Source organism: Streptomyces sp. P13-3-3 (genome assembly GCF_050571355.1).
Classification (GTDB): Bacteria; Actinomycetota; Actinomycetes; order Streptomycetales; family Streptomycetaceae; genus Streptomyces; species Streptomyces althioticus.
In genome coordinates this window covers 1,296,549-1,321,910 of sequence record NZ_CP192228.1, presented here as the reverse complement: position 1 = coordinate 1,321,910, position 25,362 = coordinate 1,296,549, and the positions used below count along the sequence as shown (strand labels likewise).

General features: G+C 72.5%; 21 protein-coding genes and 2 tRNA genes. 3 read left to right on the top strand and 20 right to left on the bottom strand.

Annotated features, from left to right (window positions below; translation table 11 throughout):
• Nucleotides 1–235 precede the first annotated feature (235 nt).
• The 3 genes from ACQZOG_RS05985 to lepA all read right to left on the bottom strand — a co-directional run bounded on the left by ACQZOG_RS05985 (nt 236) and on the right by lepA (nt 5,274).
• A complete protein-coding gene (locus tag ACQZOG_RS05985) occupies nt 236–1,180 on the bottom strand; it encodes an NADP-dependent oxidoreductase (RefSeq protein WP_359597807.1) in 945 nt (314 codons plus the stop codon).
• 105 nt (nt 1,181–1,285) lie between these two features.
• Entirely contained in the window at nt 1,286–3,160 is a 1,875-nt protein-coding gene (locus ACQZOG_RS05980; RefSeq protein WP_033275829.1) for an AMP-dependent synthetase/ligase, read from the bottom strand.
• Nucleotides 3,161–3,405: 245 nt separating this feature from the next.
• The gene (lepA, locus tag ACQZOG_RS05975) at nt 3,406–5,274 is read right to left on the bottom strand and encodes a translation elongation factor 4 (protein ID WP_033275830.1); all 1,869 of its coding nucleotides are present in this window, start codon (nt 5,272–5,274) and stop codon (nt 3,406–3,408) included.
• 252 nt (nt 5,275–5,526) lie between these two features.
• Between lepA and rpsT the strand changes: the two genes are divergently transcribed.
• Nucleotides 5,527–5,793 (top strand): 30S ribosomal protein S20, encoded by a 267-nt coding sequence (rpsT, locus tag ACQZOG_RS05970; protein WP_058916114.1) that lies wholly within the window; start codon nt 5,527–5,529, stop codon nt 5,791–5,793.
• Nucleotides 5,794–5,989: 196 nt separating this feature from the next.
• On the opposite strand, the gene holA is transcribed toward rpsT, so the two are convergent.
• The 8 genes from holA to leuS all read right to left on the bottom strand — a co-directional run bounded on the left by holA (nt 5,990) and on the right by leuS (nt 16,939).
• Nucleotides 5,990–6,979, bottom strand: coding sequence for a DNA polymerase III subunit delta (gene holA, locus ACQZOG_RS05965; RefSeq protein WP_430741347.1), 990 nt, complete (start codon nt 6,977–6,979; stop codon nt 5,990–5,992).
• Nucleotides 6,980–7,046: 67 nt separating this feature from the next.
• The gene (locus ACQZOG_RS05960; RefSeq protein ID WP_078492824.1) at nt 7,047–7,292 is read right to left on the bottom strand and encodes a hypothetical protein; all 246 of its coding nucleotides are present in this window, start codon (nt 7,290–7,292) and stop codon (nt 7,047–7,049) included.
• 5 nt (nt 7,293–7,297) lie between these two features.
• The gene (locus tag ACQZOG_RS05955) at nt 7,298–8,167 is read right to left on the bottom strand and encodes an arylamine N-acetyltransferase family protein (protein WP_430741346.1); all 870 of its coding nucleotides are present in this window, start codon (nt 8,165–8,167) and stop codon (nt 7,298–7,300) included.
• A 4-nt stretch (nt 8,168–8,171) separates the two neighbouring features.
• The gene (locus ACQZOG_RS05950) at nt 8,172–10,703 is read right to left on the bottom strand and encodes a ComEC/Rec2 family competence protein (RefSeq protein ID WP_430741345.1); all 2,532 of its coding nucleotides are present in this window, start codon (nt 10,701–10,703) and stop codon (nt 8,172–8,174) included.
• The gene (locus tag ACQZOG_RS05945; protein WP_033275867.1) at nt 10,700–11,365 is read right to left on the bottom strand and encodes a helix-hairpin-helix domain-containing protein; all 666 of its coding nucleotides are present in this window, start codon (nt 11,363–11,365) and stop codon (nt 10,700–10,702) included. The genes ACQZOG_RS05950 and ACQZOG_RS05945 overlap by 4 nt, the downstream gene beginning before the upstream one ends.
• 864 nt (nt 11,366–12,229) lie before the next feature.
• Nucleotides 12,230–13,075, bottom strand: coding sequence for a DegV family protein (locus ACQZOG_RS05940; RefSeq protein WP_033275836.1), 846 nt, complete (start codon nt 13,073–13,075; stop codon nt 12,230–12,232).
• Between the two features lie 93 nt (nt 13,076–13,168).
• On the bottom strand, nt 13,169–13,921 hold the full coding sequence (locus ACQZOG_RS05935; RefSeq protein WP_033275837.1) for a hypothetical protein: 753 nt from the start codon (nt 13,919–13,921) through the stop codon (nt 13,169–13,171).
• Nucleotides 13,922–14,068: 147 nt separating this feature from the next.
• A complete protein-coding gene (gene leuS / locus ACQZOG_RS05930; protein ID WP_193455211.1) occupies nt 14,069–16,939 on the bottom strand; it encodes a leucine--tRNA ligase in 2,871 nt (956 codons plus the stop codon).
• A gap of 485 nt (nt 16,940–17,424) precedes the next feature.
• On the opposite strand from leuS, the gene ACQZOG_RS05925 reads away from it, so the two are divergent.
• On the top strand, nt 17,425–18,645 hold the full coding sequence (locus tag ACQZOG_RS05925) for a ferric reductase-like transmembrane domain-containing protein (RefSeq protein ID WP_261675006.1): 1,221 nt from the start codon (nt 17,425–17,427) through the stop codon (nt 18,643–18,645).
• Complete coding sequence (locus ACQZOG_RS05920) at nt 18,642–20,255, top strand: ferredoxin (RefSeq protein WP_430741344.1); 1,614 nt, start codon at nt 18,642–18,644, stop codon at nt 20,253–20,255. Before ACQZOG_RS05925 ends, ACQZOG_RS05920 begins: the two co-directional genes overlap by 4 nt.
• A gap of 156 nt (nt 20,256–20,411) precedes the next feature.
• Here ACQZOG_RS05920 and ACQZOG_RS05915 read toward each other — a convergent pair.
• From ACQZOG_RS05915 to ACQZOG_RS05875, 9 genes are all read right to left on the bottom strand, one after another.
• Nucleotides 20,412–20,484, bottom strand: a tRNA-Ala gene (locus tag ACQZOG_RS05915).
• Between the two features lie 150 nt (nt 20,485–20,634).
• Nucleotides 20,635–20,868 carry a hypothetical protein gene (locus ACQZOG_RS05910; protein WP_006136074.1) on the bottom strand — a complete coding sequence of 78 codons (234 nt, stop codon included), beginning with the start codon at nt 20,866–20,868 and terminating at the stop codon, nt 20,635–20,637.
• A gap of 3 nt (nt 20,869–20,871) precedes the next feature.
• Nucleotides 20,872–21,045 (bottom strand): hypothetical protein, encoded by a 174-nt coding sequence (locus ACQZOG_RS05905; protein WP_006136075.1) that lies wholly within the window; start codon nt 21,043–21,045, stop codon nt 20,872–20,874.
• Between the two features lie 202 nt (nt 21,046–21,247).
• Nucleotides 21,248–21,320 (bottom strand) — tRNA-Ala (locus ACQZOG_RS05900).
• A gap of 162 nt (nt 21,321–21,482) precedes the next feature.
• Complete coding sequence (locus tag ACQZOG_RS05895; RefSeq protein WP_193468174.1) at nt 21,483–22,157, bottom strand: histidine phosphatase family protein; 675 nt, start codon at nt 22,155–22,157, stop codon at nt 21,483–21,485.
• Nucleotides 22,148–22,594, bottom strand: coding sequence for a ribosome silencing factor (gene rsfS / locus ACQZOG_RS05890; protein ID WP_033275869.1), 447 nt, complete (start codon nt 22,592–22,594; stop codon nt 22,148–22,150). Before rsfS ends, ACQZOG_RS05895 begins: the two co-directional genes overlap by 10 nt.
• Nucleotides 22,595–22,684: 90 nt before the next feature.
• Complete coding sequence (locus tag ACQZOG_RS05885; RefSeq protein WP_430741343.1) at nt 22,685–24,415, bottom strand: LCP family protein; 1,731 nt, start codon at nt 24,413–24,415, stop codon at nt 22,685–22,687.
• Nucleotides 24,416–24,431: 16 nt separating this feature from the next.
• A complete protein-coding gene (gene nadD / locus ACQZOG_RS05880) occupies nt 24,432–25,070 on the bottom strand; it encodes a nicotinate-nucleotide adenylyltransferase (RefSeq protein ID WP_019523116.1) in 639 nt (212 codons plus the stop codon).
• Nucleotides 25,071–25,140: 70 nt separating this feature from the next.
• Nucleotides 25,141–25,305 carry a hypothetical protein gene (locus ACQZOG_RS05875; protein WP_006136080.1) on the bottom strand — a complete coding sequence of 55 codons (165 nt, stop codon included), beginning with the start codon at nt 25,303–25,305 and terminating at the stop codon, nt 25,141–25,143.
• Nucleotides 25,306–25,362: the final 57 nt, after the last annotated feature.

Here is a 25,362-nt window from a genome sequence, read left to right as displayed (position 1 = left end):
GGCGCGGGCCCGCACGACAGAAGCGCTCGCGTCAGGGAAGCCCTGCCGTCCGGAGGGCCCTGCCGTCAGGAGGGCCCTCACCTCGAGGCAGCCCTCGCCTCAGGGCAGCCCTCACCTCAAGGCAGCCCTCGCCTCAGGGCAGCCCTCACCTCGAGGCAGCCCTCGCCTCAGGGCAGCCCTCACCTCAAGGCAGCCCTCGCCTCAGGGCAGCCCTCACCTCGAGGCAGCCCTCGCCTCAGGAGAAGTCGAGGACCAGGCGCCCCCGCAGGCCTCCCGCCTCCAGCAGGCGGTGCGCCTCGGCCGCGTCGGAGGCGGGCAGCACCTTGGCGACGCGCAGGGACAGCACGCCCTGCTCGGCCTGGAGCCGGAGGGTGTCCAGCAGGGCGGTGTCCTCGCGGACGCTCGCCACGAGCACCGGGGCCACCGTCACGCCGCGCTCGGCGGGGCCCTGCCAGCCGCGGAGGGAGACGAGGGTGCCGCCGTCCGCGACCGCGGGGACGGCCTCCTCGCGCTGGTCGGAGCCGTCCACCAGCCCGGGCACGCCGTCGGGCGCCAGGTCGCGGACGCGGGCGGCGACGTCCGCGCCCCGGTCGACGACGTGGTCGGCGCCGAAGCCGCGCACCAGGTCGCGGTCGTGCGGGGCGGCGTCGGCGACGACGGTCAGCCCGTCGGCCTTGGCGAGTTCGATCGCGTAGCCGCCGACGGCGCCCGCCGCGCCGGTCACGGCGACGGTCGCCCCCTTCGGCAGGGCGAGGGTGTCGAGGGCCAGCCGGGCGGTGGCGGCGTTCATCAGGAGGGTGGACGCCTCGGCGTGGTCCGTCCCGGCGGGCGCGGGCACGACGGACTCCGCGGGCACGACGATCTGTTCGGCGTACGCGCCACCCTGCGGGCGGACGAACATCACGAGGGCGACGACCCGCTGCCCCACGCTCAGCCGGCCGTCGACGCCGGGACCGATCTGGTCGATCACACCGGCCGCGTCCATGCCGGGCACGTACGGGGGCGGGACGTCCCGCAGCCGGACGGCGTGACCCCCGGTGCGCATCATGACGTCGGTGGGGTTCACGACCGCGGCGTGCACCCGGATGCGGACCTCACCGGGTCCCGCCTCGGGCGTGGGAAGTTCCAGCTCCCGCAGGACGTCGGGGCCGCCGTAGGTGGTCAATCCGATTGCCTTCATGCGGTGAGGCAACCGTGACGGACCGCGATCGATTCCCGCGACCGGCGACAAAGAAGCGGAGGGACGGCGTCGGCCGGGAGAGCGTGCCTCCCGGCCGACGTCCCGTCACTTCTCGCGCGCGCCCTCGTACATCTCCTCGATGAGGTGCTTGTACTCGCGCTCCACCACCGGGCGCTTCAGCTTCAGGCTCGGGGTGATCTCGCCGTGCTCCACGTCGAGGTCGCGCGGCAGCAGGCGGAACTTCTTGATGGTCTGCCAGCGCTGCAGGCCCTCGTTGAGCTGCTTGACGTAGCCGTCGACCATCTCGACCGTGGCCGGGGCGGCGACGATGTCCGCGTAGGACTTGCCCTCCATGCCGTTCTCGGCCGCCCAGGCGGTGATGGACGGCTCGTCGAGGGCGATGAGGGCGGTGCAGTAGTTCCGGTCGGCGCCGTGCACCAGGATGTTGGAGACGTACGGGCAGACCGCCTTGAACTGGCCCTCGACCTCGGCCGGCGCGATGTACTTGCCGCCGGAGGTCTTGATCAGGTCCTTCTTGCGGTCGGTGATGCGCAGGTAGCCGTCGGCGGACAGCTCACCGATGTCGCCGGTGTGGAACCAGCCGTCCTCCTCCAGGACCTCGGCGGTCTTGTCGGGGAGGTTGTGGTAGCCCTGCATGATGCCGGGGCCGCGCATCAGGATCTCGCCGTCGTCGGCGATGCGGACCTCGGTGCCGGGGAGCGGCTTGCCGACGGTGCCGGTGCGGTAGGCCTCGCCGGGGTTCACGAAGGAGGCCGCGGAGGACTCGGTGAGGCCGTAACCCTCCAGGATGTGGATGCCGGCGCCGGAGAAGAAGAAGCCGATCTCGGGCGCGAGGGCGGCGGAACCGGAGACACAGGCGCGCAGCCGGCCGCCGAAGGCCTCGCGGATCTTGGCGTAGACGAGCTTGTCGGCGACGGCGTGCTTGGTGCGCAGTCCGGCCGGGGCGGTCGCGGAGCCGGTACGGCGGAAGTTGTCCTGCGTGACCTTGGCGTACTCGCGGGCGACGCCCGCGGCCCACTGGAAGATCTTGTACTTGGCGCCCCCGCCGGCCTTCGCCTTGGCGGCGACGCCGTTGTAGACCTTCTCGAAGATGCGGGGGACGGCGGCCATGTAGGTCGGCTGGACCACCGGCAGGTTCTCGATGATCTTGTCGACGCGGCCGTCGACCGCGGTGACGTGGCCGACCTCGATCTGGCCGGAGGTGAGGACCTTGCCGAAGACGTGCGCCAGCGGCAGCCACAGGTACTGCACGTCGTCGCCGCTGACCAGGCCGGTCGCCGCGATCGCCTTGGCCATGTACGACCAGTTGTCGTGCGGCAGGCGCACGCCCTTGGGGCGGCCGGTGGTGCCGGAGGTGTAGATGAGGGTGGCGAGCTGGTCCTTGGTGAGGGCGGCGACCCGCTCCTTGATCAGCTCCGGCTCCTTCTGGAGGCGGGCGGCGCCGCGCTTCTCCAGCTCGGCCAGGGTGATCACGAAGTCGTCGGTGTCGACGCCCTCGGCGTCGATCACCACCACGCGGGTCAGCTCGGGCAGCTCACCGCGCTTCTCGACGGCCTTGGCGACCTGCTCGGCGTTCTCCGCGACCAGCACCCGGCTCTGCGAGTCGGAGAGGATGTACGCGGACTCCTCGGCGTTGGTCTGCGGGTAGATCGTGGTGGTGGCGGCGCCGGCGCAGAGGATGCCGAGGTCGGTGAGGATCCACTCGACCCGGGTGGAGGAGGCGAGGGCGACCCGCTCCTCCGGCTGCACGCCCAGTTCGATCAGGCCGGCGGCGATCGCGTGGACCCGCTCGGCGGCCTCGGCCCAGGTGAGCGACTTCCAGTCGTCCGGGCCCTCCCCGGATGCCGGTGGGACCGGGTAGCGGTAGGCCTCGGCGTCCGGTGTGGCCGCCACACGCTCCAGGAAGAGGGTCGCCACGCTCGGCGGACGGTTCTCGATCAGTGTCTGTGTGTCGCTCACGACATCCTCCGGGGCCCGCGACGGTGCGGCTGGCTCAGTGCGGCTGGGGTTTCCTCGCGTCGTTGTTTAACTCGCGAGTAACTATCGAGCACGGACAGAGTAAAGGTCGACCGGCCACCGCGTAAGGGGCCACGGCCTGTAACTTCACACGGACGGGCACCCAGGGAACGTACGAGGCCCGCCGCACGGACGTGCGACGGGCCCCGATTCGCCCGGTTTGCGGAGTGACCCCCGGTAACCTGCGGCTACTTCTTGGCCTTGCCGGATCCCGCGTTCTCGTCGCTGGAGAGGACGGCGATGAAGGCCTCCTGCGGAACCTCCACGGAACCCACCATCTTCATCCGCTTCTTGCCTTCCTTCTGCTTCTCCAGCAGCTTCCGCTTACGGGAGATGTCACCGCCGTAGCACTTGGCGAGGACGTCCTTGCGGATGGCGCGGATGGTCTCGCGGGCGATCACCCGGGAGCCGATGGCCGCCTGCACGGGCACCTCGAACGCCTGCCGCGGGATCAGCTCCTTCAGCTTGGCGACGAGCCGCACGCCGTACGCGTACGCCTGGTCCTTGTGGGTGATCGCGGAGAACGCGTCCACCTTGTCGCCGTGCAGCAGGATGTCCACCTTGACCAGGCTGGACGTCTGCTCGCCGGTGGGCTCGTAGTCGAGGGAGGCGTAGCCGCGGGTCTTGGACTTCAGCTGGTCGAAGAAGTCGAAGACGATCTCGGCGAGCGGCAGGGTGTAGCGGATCTCCACCCGGTCCTCGGAGAGGTAGTCCATGCCGAGCAGGACGCCGCGCCGGCTCTGGCACAGCTCCATGATCGAGCCGATGAACTCGCTGGGCGCGAGGATCGTGGCCCGCACGACCGGCTCGTAGACCTCGTTGATCTTCCCCTCGGGGAACTCGCTCGGGTTGGTGACGGTGTGCTCGGTGCCGTCCTCCATGACCACGCGGTAGACCACGTTGGGCGCGGTGGCGATCAGGTCGAGCCCGAACTCGCGCTCCAGCCGCTCGCGGATCACGTCCAGGTGCAGCAGGCCGAGGAAGCCGACGCGGAAGCCGAAGCCGAGCGCGGCGGAGGTCTCCGGCTCGTAGACCAGGGCGGCGTCGTTGAGCTGGAGCTTGTCGAGGGCCTCGCGCAGCTCCGGGTAGTCCGAGCCGTCCAGGGGGTAGAGGCCCGAGAACACCATCGGCTTGGGGTCCTTGTAGCCGCCGAGCGCCTCCTCGGCGCCCTTGTTCTGGCTGGTGACGGTGTCACCGACCTTGGACTGGCGGACGTCCTTCACACCGGTGATCAGGTAGCCCACCTCGCCGACGCCGAGACCGTCGGCCGGCAGCATCTCGGGCGAGTTGGTGCCGATCTCCAGCAGCTCGTGGGTGGCGCCGGTGGACATCATCCGGATGCGCTCGCGCTTGTTGAGCTGGCCGTCGATGACACGGACGTAGGTGACGACACCGCGGTAGGAGTCGTAGACCGAGTCGAAGATCATCGCTCGGGCGGGGGCGTCCGCGACGCCCACCGGGGCGGGCACGTCGGCGACCACCCGGTCCAGCAGCGCCTCGACGCCGAGACCGGTCTTCGCGGAGACCTTCAGCACGTCGTCCGGGTCGCAGCCGACCAGGTTCGCCAGCTCCTCGGCGAACTTCTCCGGCTGCGCGGCCGGCAGGTCGATCTTGTTGAGGACCGGGATGATCTGGAGGTCGTTCTCCATCGCCAGGTACAGGTTGGCGAGGGTCTGCGCCTCGATGCCCTGGGCGGCGTCGACCAGGAGGATGGTCCCCTCGCACGCGGCGAGCGACCGGGAGACCTCGTACGTGAAGTCGACGTGCCCCGGGGTGTCGATCATGTTGAGGATGTGCGTCTTGCTCTTGTCGTGGGTCGGCGCCCACGGCAGGCGCACCGCCTGGGACTTGATCGTGATGCCGCGCTCGCGCTCGATGTCCATGCGGTCGAGGTACTGAGCGCGCATCTGCCGCTGCTCGACCACTCCGGTCAGCTGGAGCATCCGGTCGGCGAGCGTGGACTTGCCGTGGTCGATGTGCGCGATGATGCAGAAATTGCGGATCAGCGCCGGGTCGGTACGGCTCGGCTCGGGCACATGGCTAGGAATCGCGGGCACGCAGGGTCCTGATTCTTGAGGCGTCCGCATACGTGTGCTTGTCCGTCTGCGGTCTCGGGTCGGATCGATACGTAGCTTCCATGGTCCCACGGGTGGCGACCGGGGACGGGTTTGGGCCGCGGAATGGCCCGCTGGTAGTGTGGGGGGCTGTGTCTCATGCCCTCTCAGCGCGAGGCACACCCCAAGAAATCACCCGGTGCGAAGCCGTGCGTCAGCGTACGGCCCCGTGCCAGAACCTGTAGAGGCTCATTCGTGGCGAACATCAAGTCCCAGATCAAGCGGAACAAGACCAACGAGAAGGCCCGGCTGCGCAACAAGGCCGTCAAGTCCTCTCTGAAGACCGCGATCCGCAAGGCCCGTGAGGCCGCCGCCGCGGGTGACGTGGAGAAGGCCACCGAGTACCAGCGCGTCGCCGCGCGTCAGCTCGACAAGGCCGTCTCGAAGGGCGTCATCCACAAGAACCAGGCCGCCAACAAGAAGTCGGCGCTGGCTCGCAAGGTCGCGGCCGTCAAGGGCTGAACCACCCTGATCTGACCGTCGGCGGGACCCGGGCGGGCCCTCTCTCATCCGCCCCCGGCCGACACCCCAGAGCCCGTACGCGGCCTGCGTTCGCCACGCGGGTACGGGCTCGACAGCTTCATCCGGAGGCCCCGTCCCCCGCCCTTCCCCAGGGCGGGAGGCGGGGCCTTCCGCATGCGGTGCCCGTGTCGCGGGGTCACGCCCTGCCGCGGGAGCGGGCCGCGCGGGCGATGGTGACGACCGCCTTCTCCAGCGCGTACTCCGGGTCGTCCCCGCCGCCCTTCACGCCCGCGTCGGCCTCGGCGACCGCGCGCAGCGCCACGGCGACGCCGTCCGGGGTCCAGCCGCGCATCTGCTGGCGCACCCGGTCGATCTTCCAGGGAGGCATGCCCAGCTCGCGCGCCAGGTCGGCGGGCCGGCCGCCGCGCGCCGAGGACAGCTTGCCGATGGCCCGCACGCCCTGCGCCAGCGCGCTGGTGATCAGCACCGGGGCCACGCCCGTGGACAGCGACCAGCGCAGCGCCTCCAGGGCGTCCGCCGTCCGCCCCTCGACCGCCCGGTCGGCGACCGTGAAGCTCGACGCCTCGGCCCGCCCGGTGTAGTAGCGGCCGACGACCGCCTCGTCGATGGTGCCCTCGACGTCCGCGACGAGCTGCGTCACCGCGGAGGCCAGCTCGCGCAGGTCGCTGCCGATGGCGTCGACGAGGGCCTGGCACGCCTCGGGCGTCGCCGAACGCCCCGCCGTCCGGAACTCGCCGCGGACGAACCCCAGCCGGTCCGCCGGCTTGGTCATCTTCGGGCAGGCCACCTCCCGCGCGCCCGCCTTGCGCGCGGCGTCCAGCAGTCCCTTGCCCTTGGCGCCGCCCGCGTGCAGCAGCACGAGGGTGATCTCCTCCGCGGGCGAGGACAGGTACGCCTTGACGTCCTTGACCGTGTCGGCCGACAGGTCCTGCGCGTTCCGCACGACCACGACCTTGCGCTCGGCGAACAGCGAGGGGCTGACCAGCTCGGCGAGAGTGCCCGGCTGGAGCTGGTCCGGGGTGAGGTCGCGGACGTCCGTGTCGGGGTCGGTCGCCTTGGCGGCGGCCACCACCTCCCGCACGGCGCGGTCCAGCAGCAGCTCCTCCTGGCCCACGGCGAGCGTCACGGGGGCGAGGGGGTCGTCGGATGCGTTCTTCCTGGCCATCGCCGACAAGCATCCCACGCGCCACCGACAGCCCCGCCCGGCCGTGCGGTCACCGGCCACCGCGGCCTTACGGCTCCTCGCGCCAGCCGTCCCACCCGGCGACGAACTCGTTCAGCTCGTCCGCGTCCAGCCGGCCCGGCTCGTCCCGCAGCAGCACGAGCCACTGCGCGTCCTCCGCGTCGTCCTCCCCCGCGAGGGCGTCCCGCACGAGCCGCGGCTCCTCGTCCACGCCGAAGCGCTCCTCCAGCGCCTCCGCCACCTCCTCGGCCGCGTCCCGGTCGGGCAGCACCAGCACATGTCGCACATCACTCACACGGCTCATTGTCCGGTACGGGCCCGGCCGCCCGTCCCGCCGCCCCGCACCGTCGGCACCGCGTCCAGCGTGATCCCGAACTCGTCCCGGTAGATCCCCAGCACCTCCGCGTCCGAGCCGGTCTCCCGCTCCCGCCGCGTGCCGTCCGGTGCCGTGAGCGTCAGCCGGCGGCCGCTCAGCGTGATCCGCCCGCCGTCCTCGGTGACCCGCGAGCACACCAGCGACCGGGTGAAGTGGGAGTGCGGCGAGGTGCGGTGCCACCAGGCTCCCGCGGTGAAGTCGGCGAGCGCCCTGGGCCGGGTCTCCAGCCGGTACACCGGCCGCCCCTCGCGCAGCACGTCCAGGTCCGCCGCGTCCGCCGCCTCGTGCCCGCCGCGCACCCCGGCCGCGTCCGCCCCCGACTCCGCGACCCGGAACACGCCCGCCGGGTCCCGCTGCTCGCCCCGCTCCCCGAAGGCGAGCGGCAGATGGAAGTGCGACCCGAACCCGACGTCCGCCAGCCAGTCACCCCCGTCGTCCGTCCGCACCCGCAGCGCGAGATGGTCGTACGGGATGCCCAGCCGTCCGCCCTCCCCGTACACCCGTGCGGCGAGCAGGGTGACGTCGTAGCCGAGGGCGGTCAGCAACGCTCCGAAGGCGCCGTTGAGTTCGTAGCAGAACCCGCCGCGTCCGGCCCCCACCACCTTGTCCACCAGCCGCTTCTCGTCGAGCACGACCTCCTCGCCGAGATGCACGGACAGGTTCTCGAACGGCACGGTCCACAGATGGCGCAGATGCAGCTCCCGCAGCGCGTCCGGTGTGGGCCGTGCGGGCCGCTCCACCCCCAGGCGGCGCAGGTAGGCGTCGGTCGTCGCGGTGTCGATCCCGTCGGTCATGTCCTCAGTGTCGCGCCACCGCCACCTCCCCGTCCCCGCCCGTACCGGGAACGACCGCCAGCGCCCCGTCCCGGTCGGTCCTCAGCACGGCCGCTCCCCGGGCCCGCAGCACCTCCACGGTCCCCGGAGCGGGGTGACCGTAGGAGTTGTCCTCGCCGGTGCTGATCAGCGCCAGGCGCGGTGCGGCGAGGCTCAACAGGCCGGGGTCCTGGTAGGCCGAGCCGTGGTGGGCGACCTTGAGGACGTCGACGCCGGCCAGGTCCCGCGCCGCGGGCGACCGGGCCAGGGCACGCTGGGCCGGGGGCTCCAGGTCGCCGAGGAGCAGCAGGCGCAGGCCCTCGGTGCGGACCAGCATGGCCACGCTGGCGTCATTCGGTCCCTCCACCGTCGGGTGACCGCCGGGCGGCGGCCACACCACCTCCCAGGACAGGTCCCCGGCCCTGCGCCGCTCCCCCGCGCCGACCCGTGCCACGGGGACGCCCGCGGCGGCCGCGGCTCTCCGGACGGCCGCCGCCTGATCGGCCGGCTCCTCAAGACCCGTGGTCCCGATGCCGCCCACCTCGCGTCCCCGCAGCACCCCGGTCAGCCCGGCCACGTGGTCGGCGTGGAAGTGGGTGAGGACGACGAGCGGGACACGGGTGACGCCGAGGGAGCGCAGGCAGCGGTCGACCGGCTCCGGGTCGGGCCCGGTGTCCACGACCACCCCGGCGCCGTCCCCGGCCGCCAGCACCAGCGCGTCGCCCTGCCCCACGTCGCACATCACCATCCGCCAGTCCGGCGGCGGCCACCCGGTGATCGTGCGCACCAGCGGCCGGGGCTGCACCACCAGCAGCGCCAGCAGCAGCGCGCACGCCGCGCACCACCAGGGGTGCCGCAGCAGCCGGCGCCCCACGAGCAGCGCGGCCACGGTGACCGCGCCGAGTGCCGCCGCCCCCGTCCAGCCGCCCGGCCAGTCCACGCCGGCGCCCGGCATCGCCGCACCGGTCCGGGCGACCCGCGCGATCCACCCGGCGGGCCAGCCCGCGCACCACGCCACCGCCTCCGCCAACGGCATCGCGACCGGCGCGGCGGCCAGGGCGAGGAAGCCGAGCACGGTGGCCGGGGCGAGCGCGGCCTCGGCGAGCAGGTTGCACGGGATCGCCACCAGGCTCACCCGGGCCGACAGCACGGCCACCACCGGGGCGCACAGCGCCTGCGCGGCACCGGCGGCCGCCAGCGCCTCCGCGATGCGGGGCGGCACCCCGTGACGGCGCAGCGCCTCGCTCCAGCGCGGGGCGAGGGTGAGCAGCGCACCGGTCGCCAGCACGGAGAGCAGGAAGCCGTAACTGCGGGACAGCCACGGGTCGTACAGCACGAGCAGCAGGACGGCCGTCGCCAGAGCCGGGACGAGGGATCTGCGGCGGCCGGTGGCGAGCGCGAGCAGCGCCACGGAACCGCAGGCGGCGGCGCGCAGCACGCTGGGGTCCGGCCGGCACACGACGACGAATGCCAGGGACAGCACCCCGCCCAGGACCGCCGTGGCCCGCAGCGAGATGCCGAGGCGGGGCGCGAGCCCGCGCCGCTCGGCCCGCTGCGCCAGCCCCGGCGGACCGAGGAGCAGGGCGAGCAGGATGGTGAAGTTGGCCCCGGACACGGCGAGCGTGTGGGTGAGGTCGGTCTCCCGGAACGCCCGGTCCAGCTCCGGCGTCACCCGCGAGGTGTCCCCGACGACCAGCCCCGGCAGCAGCGCCCGCGCGTCCTCCGGCAGATCCTCGGTCGCCTCCCGCAGTCCGGCGCGCAGCCGTCCCGCGAGCCGCTGCGGGGCCGAGGGACCGCCCACGGCCCGCGGACCCTCTCGGCCGTCCACCCGCAGCACGGCCGCGAACCGGTCGCCGCCCTCCCGCGGCGGTGCGAGCCCCGCCTCGACCCGCAGCCGGGTGGAGGGCAGCAGGGACAGCCAGGGCGAGTCCCGGCCGGCGGCGGGCGCGGCCGGCTGCCGGTCGCCGGTGCCGACGATCAGCAGGACCGGCGCCCGGGTTGTCCGCGCCGCTGCCCCGGTCCGCTCCACGCGCCGCGCCTCGGCCTCGATCAGCACCGACACCGGGGCCATGCGGTTGCCGCTGACCCGGGGCCGCGTGAGCCGTGGATCCGCGGTGACCTCCACCTCCACGAGCACCCGGGCGTACTCCCGGGCCAGTTCGGGGACGGGACCGCTGCGGACGTCCGCGCCGTGCAGTCCCGCCGAGCCCGCGGCTGCCGCGACACAGAGCAGGGTGGCCGCCACGGCATGGGCGGTGACGCGGGACCGCCGCGTCACACGCCGCCGGGTCAGGAGCAGGCGGCCGCGCGTCGACAGCAGGACGGCGGCGGCCAGGACCGAGGCGACGACGGTCGTCACCGCCCAGCCCGGCGGGGCGTGCAGCACCACCGCCGCCGTGGCCCAGGCGGCGAGGGCGGGCGGGACCAGCCGGAGGTCGGCCGGTCCCTCCTGCCGGGGCCGGGAGGCGTCCGCCCGCTCGGCCGAGGCCTCGGGGCCGGCACGCGTGCGGGCGCTCATGGCCGTACGAGGTCGCGCAGGTCGGCGAAGCGGCGGTCGCCGATGCCGTTGACCTCCCGCAGTTCGTCCACCGAGCGGAACCCGCCGTTGCGGGTGCGGTAGTCGACGATGTGCTGGGCGAGGACGGGGCCGACACCGGGGAGGGTGTCGAGCTGGTCGACGGTGGCGGTGTTGAGGGAGACGGGAGCCGTGGGGCCGGCCGCCGCTCCCGTGCCCGCGGGGCCCGCGGGGGCCGCCGCTGCGGCCGGCGCCGGTCCGCCCACCACCACCTGCTCGCCGTCGACGAGGAACCGGGCGCGGTTGAGACCGCCCGTCCTCGTGCCGGGCCGCACCCCGCCCGCCGCCTTCAGCGCGTCCTCGACCCGTGAGCCCGCGGGCAGACGGTGGACGCCCGGGTCCCGCACCTTGCCGCTGACGTCGACCACGATCTCGGGAGCCGCCGTCCCGCCCGCCTGTCCGAAGGAACCCGGGGCGGCCGAGGGGCTGCCTCCGCCGTCCGCGCCTTCCCCCTGCGCGGCCGGAGCCGCCCGCACCACCTCCGGCGCCCGCACCGGCTGGGTGCGCCCGGACCAGAAGTGCTGCACGGCGAGGACGAGCGCGAGCGCGAGCAGCGCCGAGAGCGCCACGACACTGCGCCGCTCCAGCCCGCACCGGGCCTGCACCCACAGCGGCAGCCGCTCCCGCAGCGCGGGGCCGAACCGGCCGGGTGGCGGCCCCGGCGGCGGTTCCTGCGGCGGTTCCGGTTCCGGCACGCCGTCAGGCGTCTCCCGGTCGGCCGGGCGCGGAGAGGCGGCCGCGTCCCGGCCAGGGCGGGCGGCGGGCAGGCGCACCGGGTAGGTGGCCGGTTCCTCGCCCTCCGGGCCGACGCCGAGGAACCGCCCGGGACGGGCCGCATCCGCGCCCCGTCCGCCCGACCCGACGACCGGAGGCGCCCCCGCGCGGTCCGGCAGCCGCCTCAGTTCCAGCGTCCGTTCCACGGCCGGGTCCCGTCGCCGTCCATCAGTGCCCCGAGGCCCCGTCAGCAGCGCGTGCCCCGCGCCGCCCTGACGGTCCACCACCACGACGCGGCGACGCGGTCGAGGAGGGACGTCGTGCTTCACTCCCGCTGAGGCGTGCCCCTCCCGCGCCCAGCTCGGCGCTCTCCGCGCGGCCGGGCGCCCGCCGCGCACGACCGCCGGCTCCGCGCCGAAGAGAGTCTCCGCACGGCGCCGGATCTCCTCCCCCGGATCCTGACGGTCGGCGTCCCGGGACCACGCGCGCCCCCGGCTCGGGCGGCCCCGGCGGTGGCGGTGGTGGGAGGCGCGTCCGTCGGACAGGGGCCCGCGCCCCGGACCACTCGTCGGAACAGCGGTACGCGTATGTGATCGAAGTGCCATGCGACGAGGGTGGGGCACCACCGCGCCCTCGCGATGATCATGGTCGAAATCCGTGGACGGGCACCCTGTTGTGGAAAACGCCGTCACCCGTCCGAGGGGACACGTCTCCCTGCGAGCCTCACCGCGCCGGAACCACGCCTCCCGCGAGCCTCACCGCGCCGAGACCACGACCCCCAGCAGCCCGGGCCCCGTGTGCGCCCCGATCACCGCGCCCACCTCGCTGACGTGCAGCTCCGACAGCCCCGGCAGCCGGGTGCGCAACCGGTCGGCCAGGGCGGAGGCGCGTTCCGGGGCGGAGAGATGGTGGACGGCGACGTCCACCTCGGCTCCTCCCGCCCGGTCCGCCGCGATCTCCTCGAGGCGGGCGATGGCCCTGGACGCCGTCCGCACCTTCTCCAGCGGTTCGATGCGGCCTCCGGCCAGCTGGAGCAGCGGCTTGACGGCGAGGGCGGAGCCCAACAGCGCCTGGGCCGCGCCGATCCGGCCGCCCCGGCGCAGATAGTCGAGTGTGTCGACGTAGAAGTAGGCCGAGGTGCCCGCCGCTCGCTTCTCCGCCGCGGTGACCGCCTCGTCCACGGTGCCGCCCGCCTCCGCCGTCTCCGCGGCCGCGAGCGCGCAGAAGCCGAGCGCCATCGCGATCATGCCGGTGTCGACCACGCGGACCGGCACCGGCGCCTCACGGGCCGCGAGGACCGCCGCGTCGTAGGTGCCGGACAGCTCGGCGGAGAGATGGAGGGAGACGATGCCGGTCGCACCGGACTCGGCGGCCCTGCGGTAGGTCTCCGCGAAGAGCTCCGGGCTGGGCCGGGACGTCGTGACGGGACGCCGCTTCTGCAAAGCCTGGGCGAGGGAGCGGGTGGAGATCTCGGTGCCCTCCTCGAGGGCGCGGTCCCCCAGCACCACGGTCAGGGGTACCGCCGTGATGCCGTGCCGCTCCATCGTCCGGGCCGGAAGGTAGGCCGTTGAATCGGTGACGATCGCGACATGGCGGGACATGAGCTGGAGGTTACCTGCCGGGGTGGCCCCGCGGCAGCCCGGGCTCGTGGGGGCGTCGTCCGCCGCGGGGCGCCGGTGCCGCTCAGGCGGCGGTCACGTGGTGGATTCGGGGCGCGGCTTCTTCTGCCAGGGGTAGGCGGGGCGCGGGGCGGCCGGGGCGATGGCGGGCCGCTCCTGGTCGTCGCCCTGCCGCGGCTCCGCCTCCTGCCGGGCGGTGTCCGGCCAGGTCTGGCCGGGTCCGGCGGCGTCGGCGGCCGGGGCCTCGGGCCAGCGCGGGGGTGCGGGCGTGGACGGCTGGTCCGTGGTGGTCCAGTGCCGCAGGGCGCCGGCCTCCATGTCGATCTGCTCGCTCAGCGAGTCGAGGTCGTCGTCCGCGAAGCGGCGGGCGCGGTCGCGGGTGGCCCAGCGCAGGGAGTCGGCGGAGCTGGTGATGCGCTCGGTGCGCTCGCGGAGGCCGGGCAGGCGCGCGGCCAGCGTCGAGCGGTCCGGCTCCCCTTCCAGGCGGCGCAGTTCGGCGTCCAGCTCGTGGCCGTGCGCGCTGAGGCGCTGGAAGAGGGCGAGGGACTCCTTCACGGAGCCGTCCTCGGCGGCGACCGCCTCCAGGGCGTCCTGCGTGGCCCGCATCGAGGTGCGCAGCTTCAGCCGGAGCTGGGCGATCTCGCCGGCCGGACCGGTCTGCGCGAACGCCTTGGCGCGCAGGGTGTGGTCCTCGACCGTGCGGCGGGCCTGGTGGATGTGGCGGTCCGCGCTGCGCTTGGCGGCGCCGACGACCTTCACCGTGGCGTACACGCCCAGGGCCACGAAGAGCACGAAAAGCAGGGCGATCACTGCGAACACCGCTTCCACGAGGCTCCTCCTCCGGGCACGCACGGTCGGTGCCGGCACATGTCGTGCCGCTTCTCCACGGTAAACGCAACGGGCAGGCCCGGAGTTCCGGCGGAACCCCGAACCTGCCCGCAGACGACGCGACGGCTACCCGTAAGGGTCAAAGGGTCAGGCCGGAACGATGTTCACCAGCTTCGGCGCCCGCACGATCACCTTCCGGATCCCGGCGCCGTCCAGCGCCGCGACCACGCGCTCGTCGGCCAGGGCGGTCTTCTCCAGCTCGTCGTCGGAGATGCCCGGGGACACCTCCAGCCGGGCCTTCACCTTGCCCTTGATCTGGACCACGCAGGTGACGGTCTCGTCGACCACGTACGCCGGGTCGGCCACCGGGAAGTCGCGGTGCACCACGGAGTCGGTGTGGCCCAGCTTGCGCCACAGCTCCTCGGCGATGTGCGGGGCCAGCGGCGCGACCAGCAGCACCAGCGACTCCGCGACCGGCCGCGGCAGCGGGCCGCCCCGCTTGGTCAGGTGGTTGTTCAGCTCGGTGACCTTGGCGATGGCGGTGTTGAAGCGCATGCCCTCCAGGTCGCCGCGCACGCCGTCGATCGCCTTGTGCAGGGCGCGCAGGGTGTCCTCGTCGACGTCGTCGGTGTCGACGACGGTCACCTCGCCGCTCGCCTCGTCGACGATGTTGCGCCACAGCCGCTGCAGCAGCCGGAACTGGCCGACGACCGCGCGGGTGTCCCACGGGCGGGAGACGTCCAGCGGGCCCATGGCCATCTCGTACAGGCGCAGCGTGTCGGCGCCGTACTCGGCGCAGATCTCGTCGGGGGTGACCGCGTTCTTCAGGGACTTGCCCATCTTGCCCAGCAGGCGGGTGACGCGCTCGCCCTGGTACCAGTAGCCGCCGTCGCGCTCCTCCACCTCGGCGGCCGGCACGGCGATGCCGCGGCTGTCGCGGTAGACGTAGGCCTGGATCATGCCCTGGTTGAACAGCTTGTGGAACGGCTCGGCCGAGGACACGTACCCCAGGTCGTACAGCACCTTGGACCAGAAGCGGGCGTACAGCAGGTGCAGCACGGCGTGTTCGGCGCCGCCGACGTACAGGTCGACGCCGCCGTGCGGCATGCCCTCGCGCGGGCCCATCCAGTACTGCTCGATCTGCGGGTCGACCAGCTTCTCGCCGTTGTTCGGGTCCAGGTAGCGCAGCTCGTACCAGCAGGAACCGGCCCAGTTGGGCATGGTGTTGGTCTCGCGGCGGTACTTCTTCGGCCCGTCGCCCAGGTCCAGGGTGACGTTGACCCAGTCCTCGTTGCGGGACAGCGGCGTCTCGGGCTGGGTGTCGGCGTCGTCCGGGTCGAAGGTGCGGGGGCTGTAGTCGTCGACCTCGGGCAGCTCCAGCGGCAGCATCGACTCGGGCAGCGCGTGGGCGATGCCGTCCTCGTCGTAGACGATCGGGAAGGGCTCGCCCCAGTAGCGCTGGCGGCTGAACAGCCAGTCGCGCAGGCGGAAGTTGACGGTGCCCTCGCCGTGGCCCTCGCGCTCCAGCCACTCGGTGATGCGGGCCTTGGCCTCGGTGACGTCCAGGCCGTCCAGGGAGACGTGCTCGTTGGAGGAGTTGACGATCGTGGCGTCGTGGGAGACGAAGGCGTCGTCCCACGTGGCGGGGTCGGTGCCGCGGCCGTCGGTCGGCTCGACCACGCACACGACGGGCAGTTCGAAGGCGCGGGCGAAGGCGAAGTCGCGGGTGTCGTGGCCGGGGACGGCCATGATCGCGCCGGTGCCGTAGCCCATCAGGACGTAGTCGGCGATGAAGACGGGCACCTTCTGCCCGTTGACCGGGTTGGTCGCGTAGGCGCCGGTGAAGACGCCGGTCTTGTCCTTGGCCTCGGCCTGCCGCTCGACGTCGGACTTGGAGGCGGCCTGCGCGCGGTAGGCGGCGACGGCCTCGGCGGGCGTGGCGTGGCCGCCGGTCCACACGTCGTGGGTGCCCTCGGGCCAGGCGGCCGGGGTGAACTTCTCGACCAGCGGGTGCTCGGGCGCCAGCACCATGTAGGTGGCGCCGAACAGGGTGTCGGGGCGGGTCGTGAAGACGGTGATCTTCTCCCCGTCGATCGGGAAGTCGACGCGGGCGCCCTCGGAGCGACCGATCCAGTTGCGCTGCTGCAGCTTGATCGCCTCGGGCCAGTCCAGGGCGTCCAGGTCGTCCAGCAGCCGGTCGGCGTAGGCCGTGATGCGCATGTTCCACTGGCGCAGCTTGGCCTTGAAGACGGGGAAGTTGCCGCGCTCGGAGCGGCCGTCGGCGGTGACCTCCTCGTTGGCCAGCACGGTGCCCAGGCCGGGGCACCAGTTGACGGGCGCGTCGGAGGCGTAGGCCAGGCGGAACTCGCCCAGGACGTCGGCGCGCTCGGCCTCGGTCAGCTCGCTCCAGGGACGGGTGTGTCCGGGGACCTCGCGCTCACCGGACTCGAACTGCGCGACCAGCTCGGAGATCGGGCGGGCCTTCTTCGCGTCCTGGTCGTACCAGGAGTTGAAGATCTGCAGGAAGATCCACTGGGTCCACTTGTAGTAGTCCGGGTCGATCGTCGCGAAGGACCGGCGCTTGTCGTGGCCCAGGCCCAGCCGGCGCAGCTGGACCTGCATGTTCTTCATGTTGGCCTCGGTGGACACGCGGGGGTGCGTGCCGGTCTGCACCGCGTACTGCTCGGCGGGCAGGCCGAAGGCGTCGAAGCCCAGGGTGTGCAGGACGTTGTGCCCGGTCATGCGCTGGAAGCGGGCGTAGACGTCGGTGGCGATGTAGCCCAGGGGGTGTCCGACGTGCAGGCCCGCACCCGAGGGGTACGGGAACATGTCCATGATGAACTTCTTGGGCCGCGCGACCAGCTCCGGATCACCCGCCAGGTCACCCTTGGGGTTGGGCGCCGCGTACGTGCCCTCGGCGTCCCAGAAGTCCTGCCAGCGTGCCTCGATCTCGGCGGCCAGGGCCGCCGTGTAGCGGTGCGGCGCGGCCTCCGCGGCTGCGGGGTTCGTCTCGCTCATGATCCTCAAAGCTCCATCGATCGTCTCTGCCTGCTGCTGCGACTTCCTGGAAATGAAAAAACCCCTCGCACAGGAGGGGACGCCGCGCCGATTCCGACCTGCCGGAACATCGGCGGTCGGGACTGATCAGCGCGGCTCGCTAAGCAGAAGGCGTACGGCACGCATGCGGTCAGGGTACCGCAGGGACGGATCTCGCCGCGACGCCCTTCCACAAGGCACTGAACAATGGTCAAAAGTTACTTCGCGTAACAACCCCTAAGCGGACAACACAACGGCCTCATTGTCCTTTGATAACAGCGCAATAACTCAAAGCTGGTACTGACGGGTACGACGAGGCTTAGAGTTCGGCAGCGGGACCGCTTTACCGAACCGTTCGGAGTTGCCCCCATGAACCCTCGTCCACTCGGCAGCCCACCCCCCGCTCGGGGCAGGTCGGCTGCGACTCCGTCGTACCCGCTGTGCGTCCGGACGTCCGGAGGTGCGTCGTGAGGCCGGACGACAGCACGGCGGACGACTGGTTCGTCGACTTCCTCAACTTCGGCGTCGGCGTCCTGTCGCTCGTCTGCCTCAGCTGCTCCGTGATCTGGGGTCTCGTGGCGCAGGACCGGATCCTGCTCGGCCCCCGGCAGCGGATCATCGCGCAGGCGGTGCACCGGACCACGGCGGTCGGAGCCGTCTTCTTCCTGCTGATCCACATCGTGATCAAGCTGGCGCTGGACCACACCTCGTGGATCGCGGCCGTGATCCCCTTCGGGCTCGTCCTCACCGACGACGAGGCCGTCATGGGGCGGAGCTTCCTGATCGGCCTCGGCACCCTGGCCGGCATGCTGATGATCTTCGTGGCGATCACCGGCGTCCTGCGCAACCGCTTCGCCTCCCCGGCGGAGGTCGCCGCCCGCTGGCGCGCGGTGCACATGCTGGCCTACCCGGCCTGGTGCGCGGCGCTGGTGCACGGCCTCTACGCGGGTCGAGCGGCCAAGCCGATCTTCATGATCCTGTACGGCCTGTCGCTGTTCGGCGTGTTCGTGGCCCTGGTGCTGCGGGCCTCCCCGCGCCCGGTCAAGCGCAAGGTGGCCGACAGGATCACCTCGCTGCTGGGCCTCGACCAGCAGCCGGGCAGCCGGCTGGAGGAGGCCAGGGCACGCAACGCCGAGTCCGCCCTGCCCGGTTACGGCGGCGGCAGCGCCCGGGACGACGGCCGGCCGCGCTCCGAGCGCCCGGCGTACGACGCCCCCGACCCGGCCCCGGAACCGGCGAACGGCTTCGCGGCCGCCTACCGCGCGGTGTCCCCCCGGCAGTCCGCCGCGCAGAATCCGCTCACGGACGCCACCGCCCGCATGGAGATGCCGGACCTCGGGGCCACGGAGGCGATACCCCGCGTGGACTCGCCCTCCAGCACCTCGGGCAGCTGGCCGATCCCGTCCCCGCCGCCGGTCGGCGAGGCCCCTCCGTCGGCCTACGACCCGCTCAACGACACCGGATACACCATCCCGACCTACAACAATTCGGTCGCCTCCGGCTACGGGTCGAGTGATGTGTACGACACCGCTGAGACGAACACCCTCTACGGCACGTACAACCCGGGTGACACGTACAACAGCGGTCCCGCCAATGCACCAACCCCCGGTGTGCCCTCGTCGTCCTACGACTTCGACGCACCGGGGTCGGGCGAACCTTGGAACACGCCTTCCGGAGGCTTTAAGTGAACGAGGCCCTGCCCGACGTCCCCGAAGTCCGCGTCGTGGGGCTTCCCCAGCTCACGTCGGGTTTCGACCTTGTCGACAGGCTCGATCTTCAGATGCACCTCAAGGTGCACGGCCCGCTCGAGCCCCTGGGCGGTGAGCAGCTCACGCAGCTCGCCGAGCGCATCAACCTCAGGGGCCGCGGCGGCGCGGGCTTCCCCTTCCACAAGAAGCTGCGCTCGGTCGCCGAATCGGCGATCAAGCGCGGCGTCCGGCCGGTCGTCGTCGTCAACGGCAGCGAGGACGAACCGGCCTGCCGCAAGGACACGGTGCTCATCAACCGGGCGCCGCACCTCATCCTGGACGGCGCGCTGCTGTGCGCCGAGGCCATGGGTGCCCGCACGCTCGTGGTGGGGGTCACCCGTGAGTCGACGCAGCGTTCGATGGAACAGGCGCTCGCCGAGCGCGGCCTGAGCAACGGCCGCCGCTCGGCGCTGCGCGCCCGGGTGCAGCGCAACCCGGTGCGCATGGTGACGGGGGCCGCCGCCTCCCTGATCCGCTCCATCGACGGCGGCCCGGCCATCCCGCCGGGCCGCAAGACCAGCGCCTCCAAGAGCGGTGTGGGCGGCGCGCCCACGCTGCTGTCCAACGCCGAGACGTTCGCCCAGCTCGCCATCGCCGCCCGCATCGGCCCCGAGCGCTACGGCAACACCGGCCTGTACGACGAGCCGGGCACCGTGATGCTCACGGTGTCCGGGGCGGTGGCCCGCCCGATGGTGGTCGAGGTCCCCACCGGCGTGCCGCTGCGCTACGTGCTCCAGCTGGCCGGCGCCCCGCCGGTCCCGCAGGGGGTGCTCACGGGCGGCTACCACGGCAAGTGGATCGACGCGGCGACCGTGAACGAGGCGATCGTCTCCCGCAACTCGCTGGACGCGGTGGGCGGTTCGCTGGGCGCTGGCGCGATCCTGCCGATCAGTCAGGACACCTGCCCGCTGGGCGAATCGCTGATGGTGGCCAAGTGGCTGGCGCAGGAGAGCGCCAACCAGTGCGGCCCCTGCTACCTCGGGCTCCCGGCCGCCGCGCGGGGCCTGGAGGACATCCTCAACGGCGGTGGCGCGGCCGCGCTCGAGGCGGTCCGGCAGGTCGCGAAGAACGTGAAGCGGCGCGGGGCCTGTTCGCACCCGGACGGCTCGGCGATGTTCCTGGAGTCGACGCTGAAGGCGTTCACCGAGGACATCGCGCTGCACGCCCTCGGCAACGGCTGCGGGCGGCCCGTGACCGGCGTGCTGCCCCTCTTCGAGGGCGGCGCGACCCCGACGGGCATCCCGGGCGGCGAGGACGAGGACAAGAACGGCCCCAGCCGTCAGAAGATCTTCGTCGACTGGACGCTGTGCCGGGGCCACGGGCTGTGCGCGGACCTCCTCCCGGAGGTCTTCCAGCTCGGCGCGGACGGCTTCCCGACGGTGGCTCAGGCGCAGGTGCCGCGGTACGCGGAGGCGAAGGCGCTGCGCGCGGTGCGCCGCTGTCCGGCGCTGGCCCTGCGCATCGAGGAATCGGCGCCCCAGGCGAAGGCGCCGTCCCGGAACCTTCCGGTGCTCTCCCAGGGGCGCGGCAGGCGCGCTCTGGGGCGCTGACGCACTGACGGGGGGCGACACACACGCAGCCGGCCCTCTCCGGCGGTCCAGGCCGCCGGAGAGGGCCGTTCGCGTGCGGTGTGCGGCACGGTCCGAGGCGTGCGCACAACGACCGAGGGCGGACCATCCGTTCGGATGATCCGCCCTCGACTTCTGTGGAGCTAAGGAGAATTGAACTCCTGACCTCCTGCATGCCATGCAGGCGCTCTACCAACTGAGCTATAGCCCCTTGCGGTGTTCCCCCGGGTTTCCCCGGCGGCGACGCCAACTTTACACGGTCCCCCCGGCCCAACACCAAATCGGTTTCGCTTCGCCCGGTTCCGCCCGGAACGCCCGCCCTCGCTGGGACGCTCCCTGACGCTCCCCCGCCCTCGGGCGCTCAGGCCGTCACGAACGAGTAGAAGCGTTTGAGGGTGCAGTGCTCCTCGAGCAGCCGGCCGTAGATCGGCTCCCCCTCGAGTTCCCGGTACGTCTCGATGGGGTCGCCTTTTATGATCAGCGCCCGCGCGCACTCCTCGCACCAGTACTGGTAGTCGGGGTTGATCGGCTCCATGTCGCGGACGATGGGCGTGCCGCTGCCGCACCAGTCGCACTTCCGCCTGTGTGCACCCATCGGTCAGCTCCAGCTGTGGCCGCAGGCCGTGCACACGTAGGAGATCCCGCCGTTGTCGCCGAGCACCTGGGCGACGTGTGCGGAACCGCAGGAAGGGCAGCTGAGACGCGTAGAGGTCCGTCGGGTCGACACCGCTCCGAGGAGGTGGTCGACCTCCTCGAGGATGCTCGCAGGCATCACAACTCCCTCCCGTCGGGCCGCGCCCCCTTCCGGTCGTTTGATTCTGCCACGACCGGGCCAATACGGTCAGCGACGCCGTGGTACCGGTAGGGACACGGCTCTACGCCTCGTAGAGGTATACGTCCGAGAACACCGCCGTGCTCATCGGCGGACGACAAAAAATCCCGCCTCCGCTGAGGGAGACGGGATCTTCATCATGTGGAGCTAAGGAGAATTGAACTCCTGACCTCCTGCATGCCATGCAGGCGCTCTACCAACTGAGCTATAGCCCCTGGCCGCCACATGAAGTGACTTCCTGGTTTCGCTCCGCTCGGCGGGGCGAACAAGAAGAACTTTAGCCTGCGACCTGCCAGAAAGTGAAATCCGGGTCCGGGACCCCGCGGGGCGGGTCGCACGGCCGCCGCCGGAGGCCCCGGCGGCGGGCACGGCCGTCCTCAGGTGTCGTCGCCGAGCACCGGCTCCGGCAGGGTGCCGGCGTTGTGCTCCATCAGCCGCCAGCCCCGGGCGCCCTCGCCGAGGACGGACCAGCAGCAGTTGCTGAGGCCGCCCAGGCTCTCCCAGCTGCGCGGGTCCAGGCCGAGCAGCCGGCCGATGGTGGTGCGGATGGTCCCGCCGTGGCTGACGACCACGAGCGTCCCGTCCTCGGGGAGCTTCTCGGCGTGCCGCAGCACCACGGGGGCGGCGCGGTCGGCGACCTCGGTCTCCAGCTCGCCGCCGCCGCGGCGGACGGGCTCGCCGCGCTTCCACGCGGCGTACTCCTCGCCGTGGCGGGCGATGATCTCGTCGTGCGTCAGGCCCTGCCAGACGCCCGCGTAGGTCTCCCGCAGGCCCTCCTCGTGGACGACGTCGAGGCCGGTGAGCGCGGCAAGCTCGGCGGCGGTGGCCGCGGCCCGCCGCAGGTCCGAGGCGACGATGGCGTCAGGCCGGAGGCTCGCGAGCAGACGGGCGGCCCGGCGGGCCTGGGCGACGCCGGTCTCGGTCAGCTCGACGTCCGTGGAGCCCTGGAAGCGGCGCTCCACGTTCCAGGAGGTCTGGCCGTGCCGCCACAGGATGACGCGGCGGCTCCGGCGCGCGGAGCCGCTCACCTCACCGGTGGCGCTCACCGCCACTCACCCCCCGGCTCGGTCGCCTCCTCGGCCTCCTGGAGCTTGGCGTGCTCGGCGGCCTTGCCGCGGGTGGCCTTGGCGTCCTCGGGGAGGTCCAGCTCGGGGCAGTCCTTCCAGAGCCGCTCCAGGGCGTAGAAGACCCGCTCCTCGCTGTGCTGGACGTGGACGACGATGTCGACGTAGTCGAGCAGCACCCAGCGGGCCTCGCGGTCGCCCTCGCGGCGGACCGGCTTGGCGCCGAGCTCCTTGCCGAGCCGCTCCTCGATCTCGTCGACGATCGACTTGACCTGGCGGTCGTTCGGCGCGGAGGCCAGCAGGAATGCGTCGGTGATGGACAGCACGTCACTGACGTCGTAGGCGACGATGTCGTGCGCGAGCTTGTCGGCGGCCGCCTGGGCGGCGGTGTGGACGAGCTCGATGGAACGGTCGGTTGCGGTCACTGCGTGGCTTTCGGTCGACGGTCGGTTGACCTCCAGGGTCTCACGGACCGCCGGGCGCACCCCACGTCGTCACGCGGGGTGCGCCCGCCCTCACTGGGAGCCCGGGTCGTAGTCCTGGCCGAGGACGACCGCCACGCGCGCGTTGCCGGAGACCTTGCCCTTGGTGACGGCGTCGGCGGGCAGACCCAGGGTCTTGGCGACCTCGGCGGCGTTCTCCTTCTCCGCGGGGTCGGCGTAGACGACCTCGGAGGCGGACTCGGCGGAGCCGGCGGTGCCTCCCTCCAGGAAGGTGAAGCCGCCGTTGAGCAGCACCACGCGGGCCTTCTCGGTGTTGTCCTCGTCTCCGGTGGCGTTGCGCACGGAGACGGTGACCGCGGCGTCCCGGTCGGGGCTCTTGGCGGTGCCGCCGAGGACGTCCTTGACCACGCCTTCGCTCGCCTCGGCGGTGAGCGTGCCGTCCTCCTCGACGGGCAGCAGCTGGGTGCGGTGGTCGCCGCCCTTGGCCAGGTCGGAGAGCCCGGCGAGGAAGGCGCCGAGGTCCGCGTCGGTGAGCGGCGGCTCGATGATCTGGCCGAGGGTCTGGACGGTGGTCGTGGCGGCGTCCGGGTCGGAGGTCAGCTTGCGCAGCACCCCGTGCAGCACCTGGCCGAACCGCTCCAGCTGGGCGTCCTGGGCTTCGCCGGGGCCGCGGTGGGTGGCGTAGGCGACGGCCATCTTGCCGCTGAGGGTCTGGCCCTTGCCCTTCCTGACCAGCGGCGCCTGGCCCTTCTTCTTGGCGTCCGGGTCGGGCACGTCGGCGTCGGTGTCGACCTCGATGTTGCCGACCAGGTCGACGATGGTGAGCAGGAAGGGGGTGTCCAGCCGCCAGGTGCCCTCGATGTCGGTGCCGAGGACGGTGTCGAGGGCGGTCCTGGTGCCCTCGGAGCCGTCGTCCTCGACGGACTTGGCGAGCGTGGTGGTGGTGCCGTCCTCGGCGGTCAGGGCGAGGGAGTTGGGCAGCAGCACGGTGGTGCCCTGCTTCGTGGTGGCGTTGTCGACGAGCAGCGCGGTGGAGGTGCCACCGTTCTCGGTGTCGTGCAGGTGGACGACGAGCACGTCCCGCTTCTGCGCGCCCGCGGCGGTGGTGGTGCCGGTGCCCTTGTCCGAGGAGGAGAGGCCGGGGAGCTTCCCGGCGTACCAGAGGTAGCCGACGCCGCCGGCGACGACCAGCGCGAACACCACGGTGAGGGCGATGATCCGGCTGCGGGCGCGGCGGCGGGCCTCCTCGCGGCGCTCGGTGCGGTTCTCGGTGAACTTGAGCCAGTCGATGACGTCCTCGGAGTCGTCGTCGGGCTCCTCGACGAAGGCGAACTGCTCGGTCCGGTAGTCGGGGGCCGGGCCGTCGCCGTCGTCCCTCGCGTCGTCGGCCGGGCGGGCCTGCTGCGGGATGTGAGCGGTGCGCTCGGGGGCGTGGCCGGTCTGCTCGGGTATGTACGCGGTCTGCTCGGTCACCCGGGGCTGCTGTCCGGTGCCGCCGGGGTGCGTGCTCTGCCCGTAGGGGTCGTGGGCGGGCTGCTGGTGGCCGCCCGTGGCGTACGGGTCGTAGCCGTAGCCGCCGCCGTTGCCGTACGGGTCGTAGGCGGGCTGCTGGTGGCCGCCGGTCGCGTAGGGGTCGTAGCCGTAGCCCTGCTGGGTCTGGCCGCCCTGCCCGCCGTAGGGGTCGTACTGCTGCTGCGTCTGCTGATCGACGGCCTGCCGGTAGACCGGCCGGCCGTACTCGTCGTAGCCGACGAGCTCGTACGGGCCCCCGTCCCCGTGTCCCGCGTCGTATCCCTCGTTCACCGGTGCCCCTCTCGGCTCACTCGCCGCGATACAGCTGGCGCTTGGCGATGTAGCGCACGACACCGTCCGGCACCAGGTACCAGACGGGGTCTCCCTTGGCGACTCTCGCACGGCAGTCCGTGGAGGAGATGGCGAGGGCCGGGACCTCCACGAGCGAGACTCCGCCCTCGGGCAGGCCGGCGTCGGTCAGATGGTGGCCGGGCCGGGTCACGCCGATGAAGTGTGCCAGGGAGAACAGCTCCTCGCTGTCGCGCCAGGTCAGGATCTGGGCGAGGGCGTCGGCGCCGGTGATGAAGAACAGGTCCGTGTCCGGGTTGAGCGCGTCGAGGTCGCGCAGGGTGTCCACGGTGTAGGTGGGTCCGCCGCGGTCGATGTCGATGCGGCTGACCGAGAACTGGGGGTTCTCGGCGGTGGCGATGACCGTCATCAGGTAGCGGTCCTCGGCGGGCGAGACCGCGCGGTGGCTCTTCTGCCACGGCTGGCCGGTGGGGACGAAGACCACCTCGTCGAGGTGGAACTGCGCGGCCACCTCGCTGGCCGCCACCAGGTGCCCGTGGTGGATCGGGTCGAAAGTGCCGCCCATGACGCCCAGACGGCGCTTGCCCCGCGCGACCGGGCCGGTGCCGGGGCCGGTAGGCATGTCCTGCTCTCCCATGCGTGCAGACCCTACCGGCCCGGCCTGTGGGCCTCGTGCGCCAGTGCCCTCCGGGCGAGGGCCCGGCGGCTCAGCGGTCGCGGTTGAAGCGGGTGGTGATCCACAGCAGGAGCAGCAGCACGAACAGGGCGCCGCCGCCGGTGAGGTAGGGGCTGAGGCTCTCGTGGTTGCCGCCGTGCTCTCCGCCCTCGGCGGCGAGGGTGACCATCTGGGCAGCGGTGCTGGGGAAGCTCATCTTCGGCAGGACCTATCGCGTGTGGGCGGGATAAAGACGTGCGCTCATCGTATGCGG

Bases quoted from the DNA above. Each gene is read 5' to 3' on its own strand.
- ACQZOG_RS05910 (WP_006136074.1), bottom strand. From the start codon at position 20,868: ATGGGTGCACACAGGCGGAAGTGCGACTGGTGCGGCAGCGGCACGCCC.
- ACQZOG_RS05875 (WP_006136080.1), bottom strand. From the start codon at position 25,305: ATGAGCTTCCCCAGCACCGCTGCCCAGATGGTCACCCTCGCCGCCGAG.
- ACQZOG_RS05940 (WP_033275836.1), bottom strand. From the start codon at position 13,075: ATGTCCCGCCATGTCGCGATCGTCACCGATTCAACGGCCTACCTTCCG.
- ACQZOG_RS05955 (WP_430741346.1), bottom strand. From the start codon at position 8,167: ATGACCGACGGGATCGACACCGCGACGACCGACGCCTACCTGCGCCGC.
- leuS (WP_193455211.1), bottom strand. From the start codon at position 16,939: ATGAGCGAGACGAACCCCGCAGCCGCGGAGGCCGCGCCGCACCGCTAC.
- holA (WP_430741347.1), bottom strand. From the start codon at position 6,979: ATGGCCAGGAAGAACGCATCCGACGACCCCCTCGCCCCCGTGACGCTC.
- nadD (WP_019523116.1), bottom strand. From the start codon at position 25,070: ATGGGAGAGCAGGACATGCCTACCGGCCCCGGCACCGGCCCGGTCGCG.
- ACQZOG_RS05950 (WP_430741345.1), bottom strand. From the start codon at position 10,703: ATGAGCGCCCGCACGCGTGCCGGCCCCGAGGCCTCGGCCGAGCGGGCG.
- ACQZOG_RS05905 (WP_006136075.1), bottom strand. From the start codon at position 21,045: ATGCCTGCGAGCATCCTCGAGGAGGTCGACCACCTCCTCGGAGCGGTG.
- ACQZOG_RS05985 (WP_359597807.1), bottom strand. From the start codon at position 1,180: ATGAAGGCAATCGGATTGACCACCTACGGCGGCCCCGACGTCCTGCGG.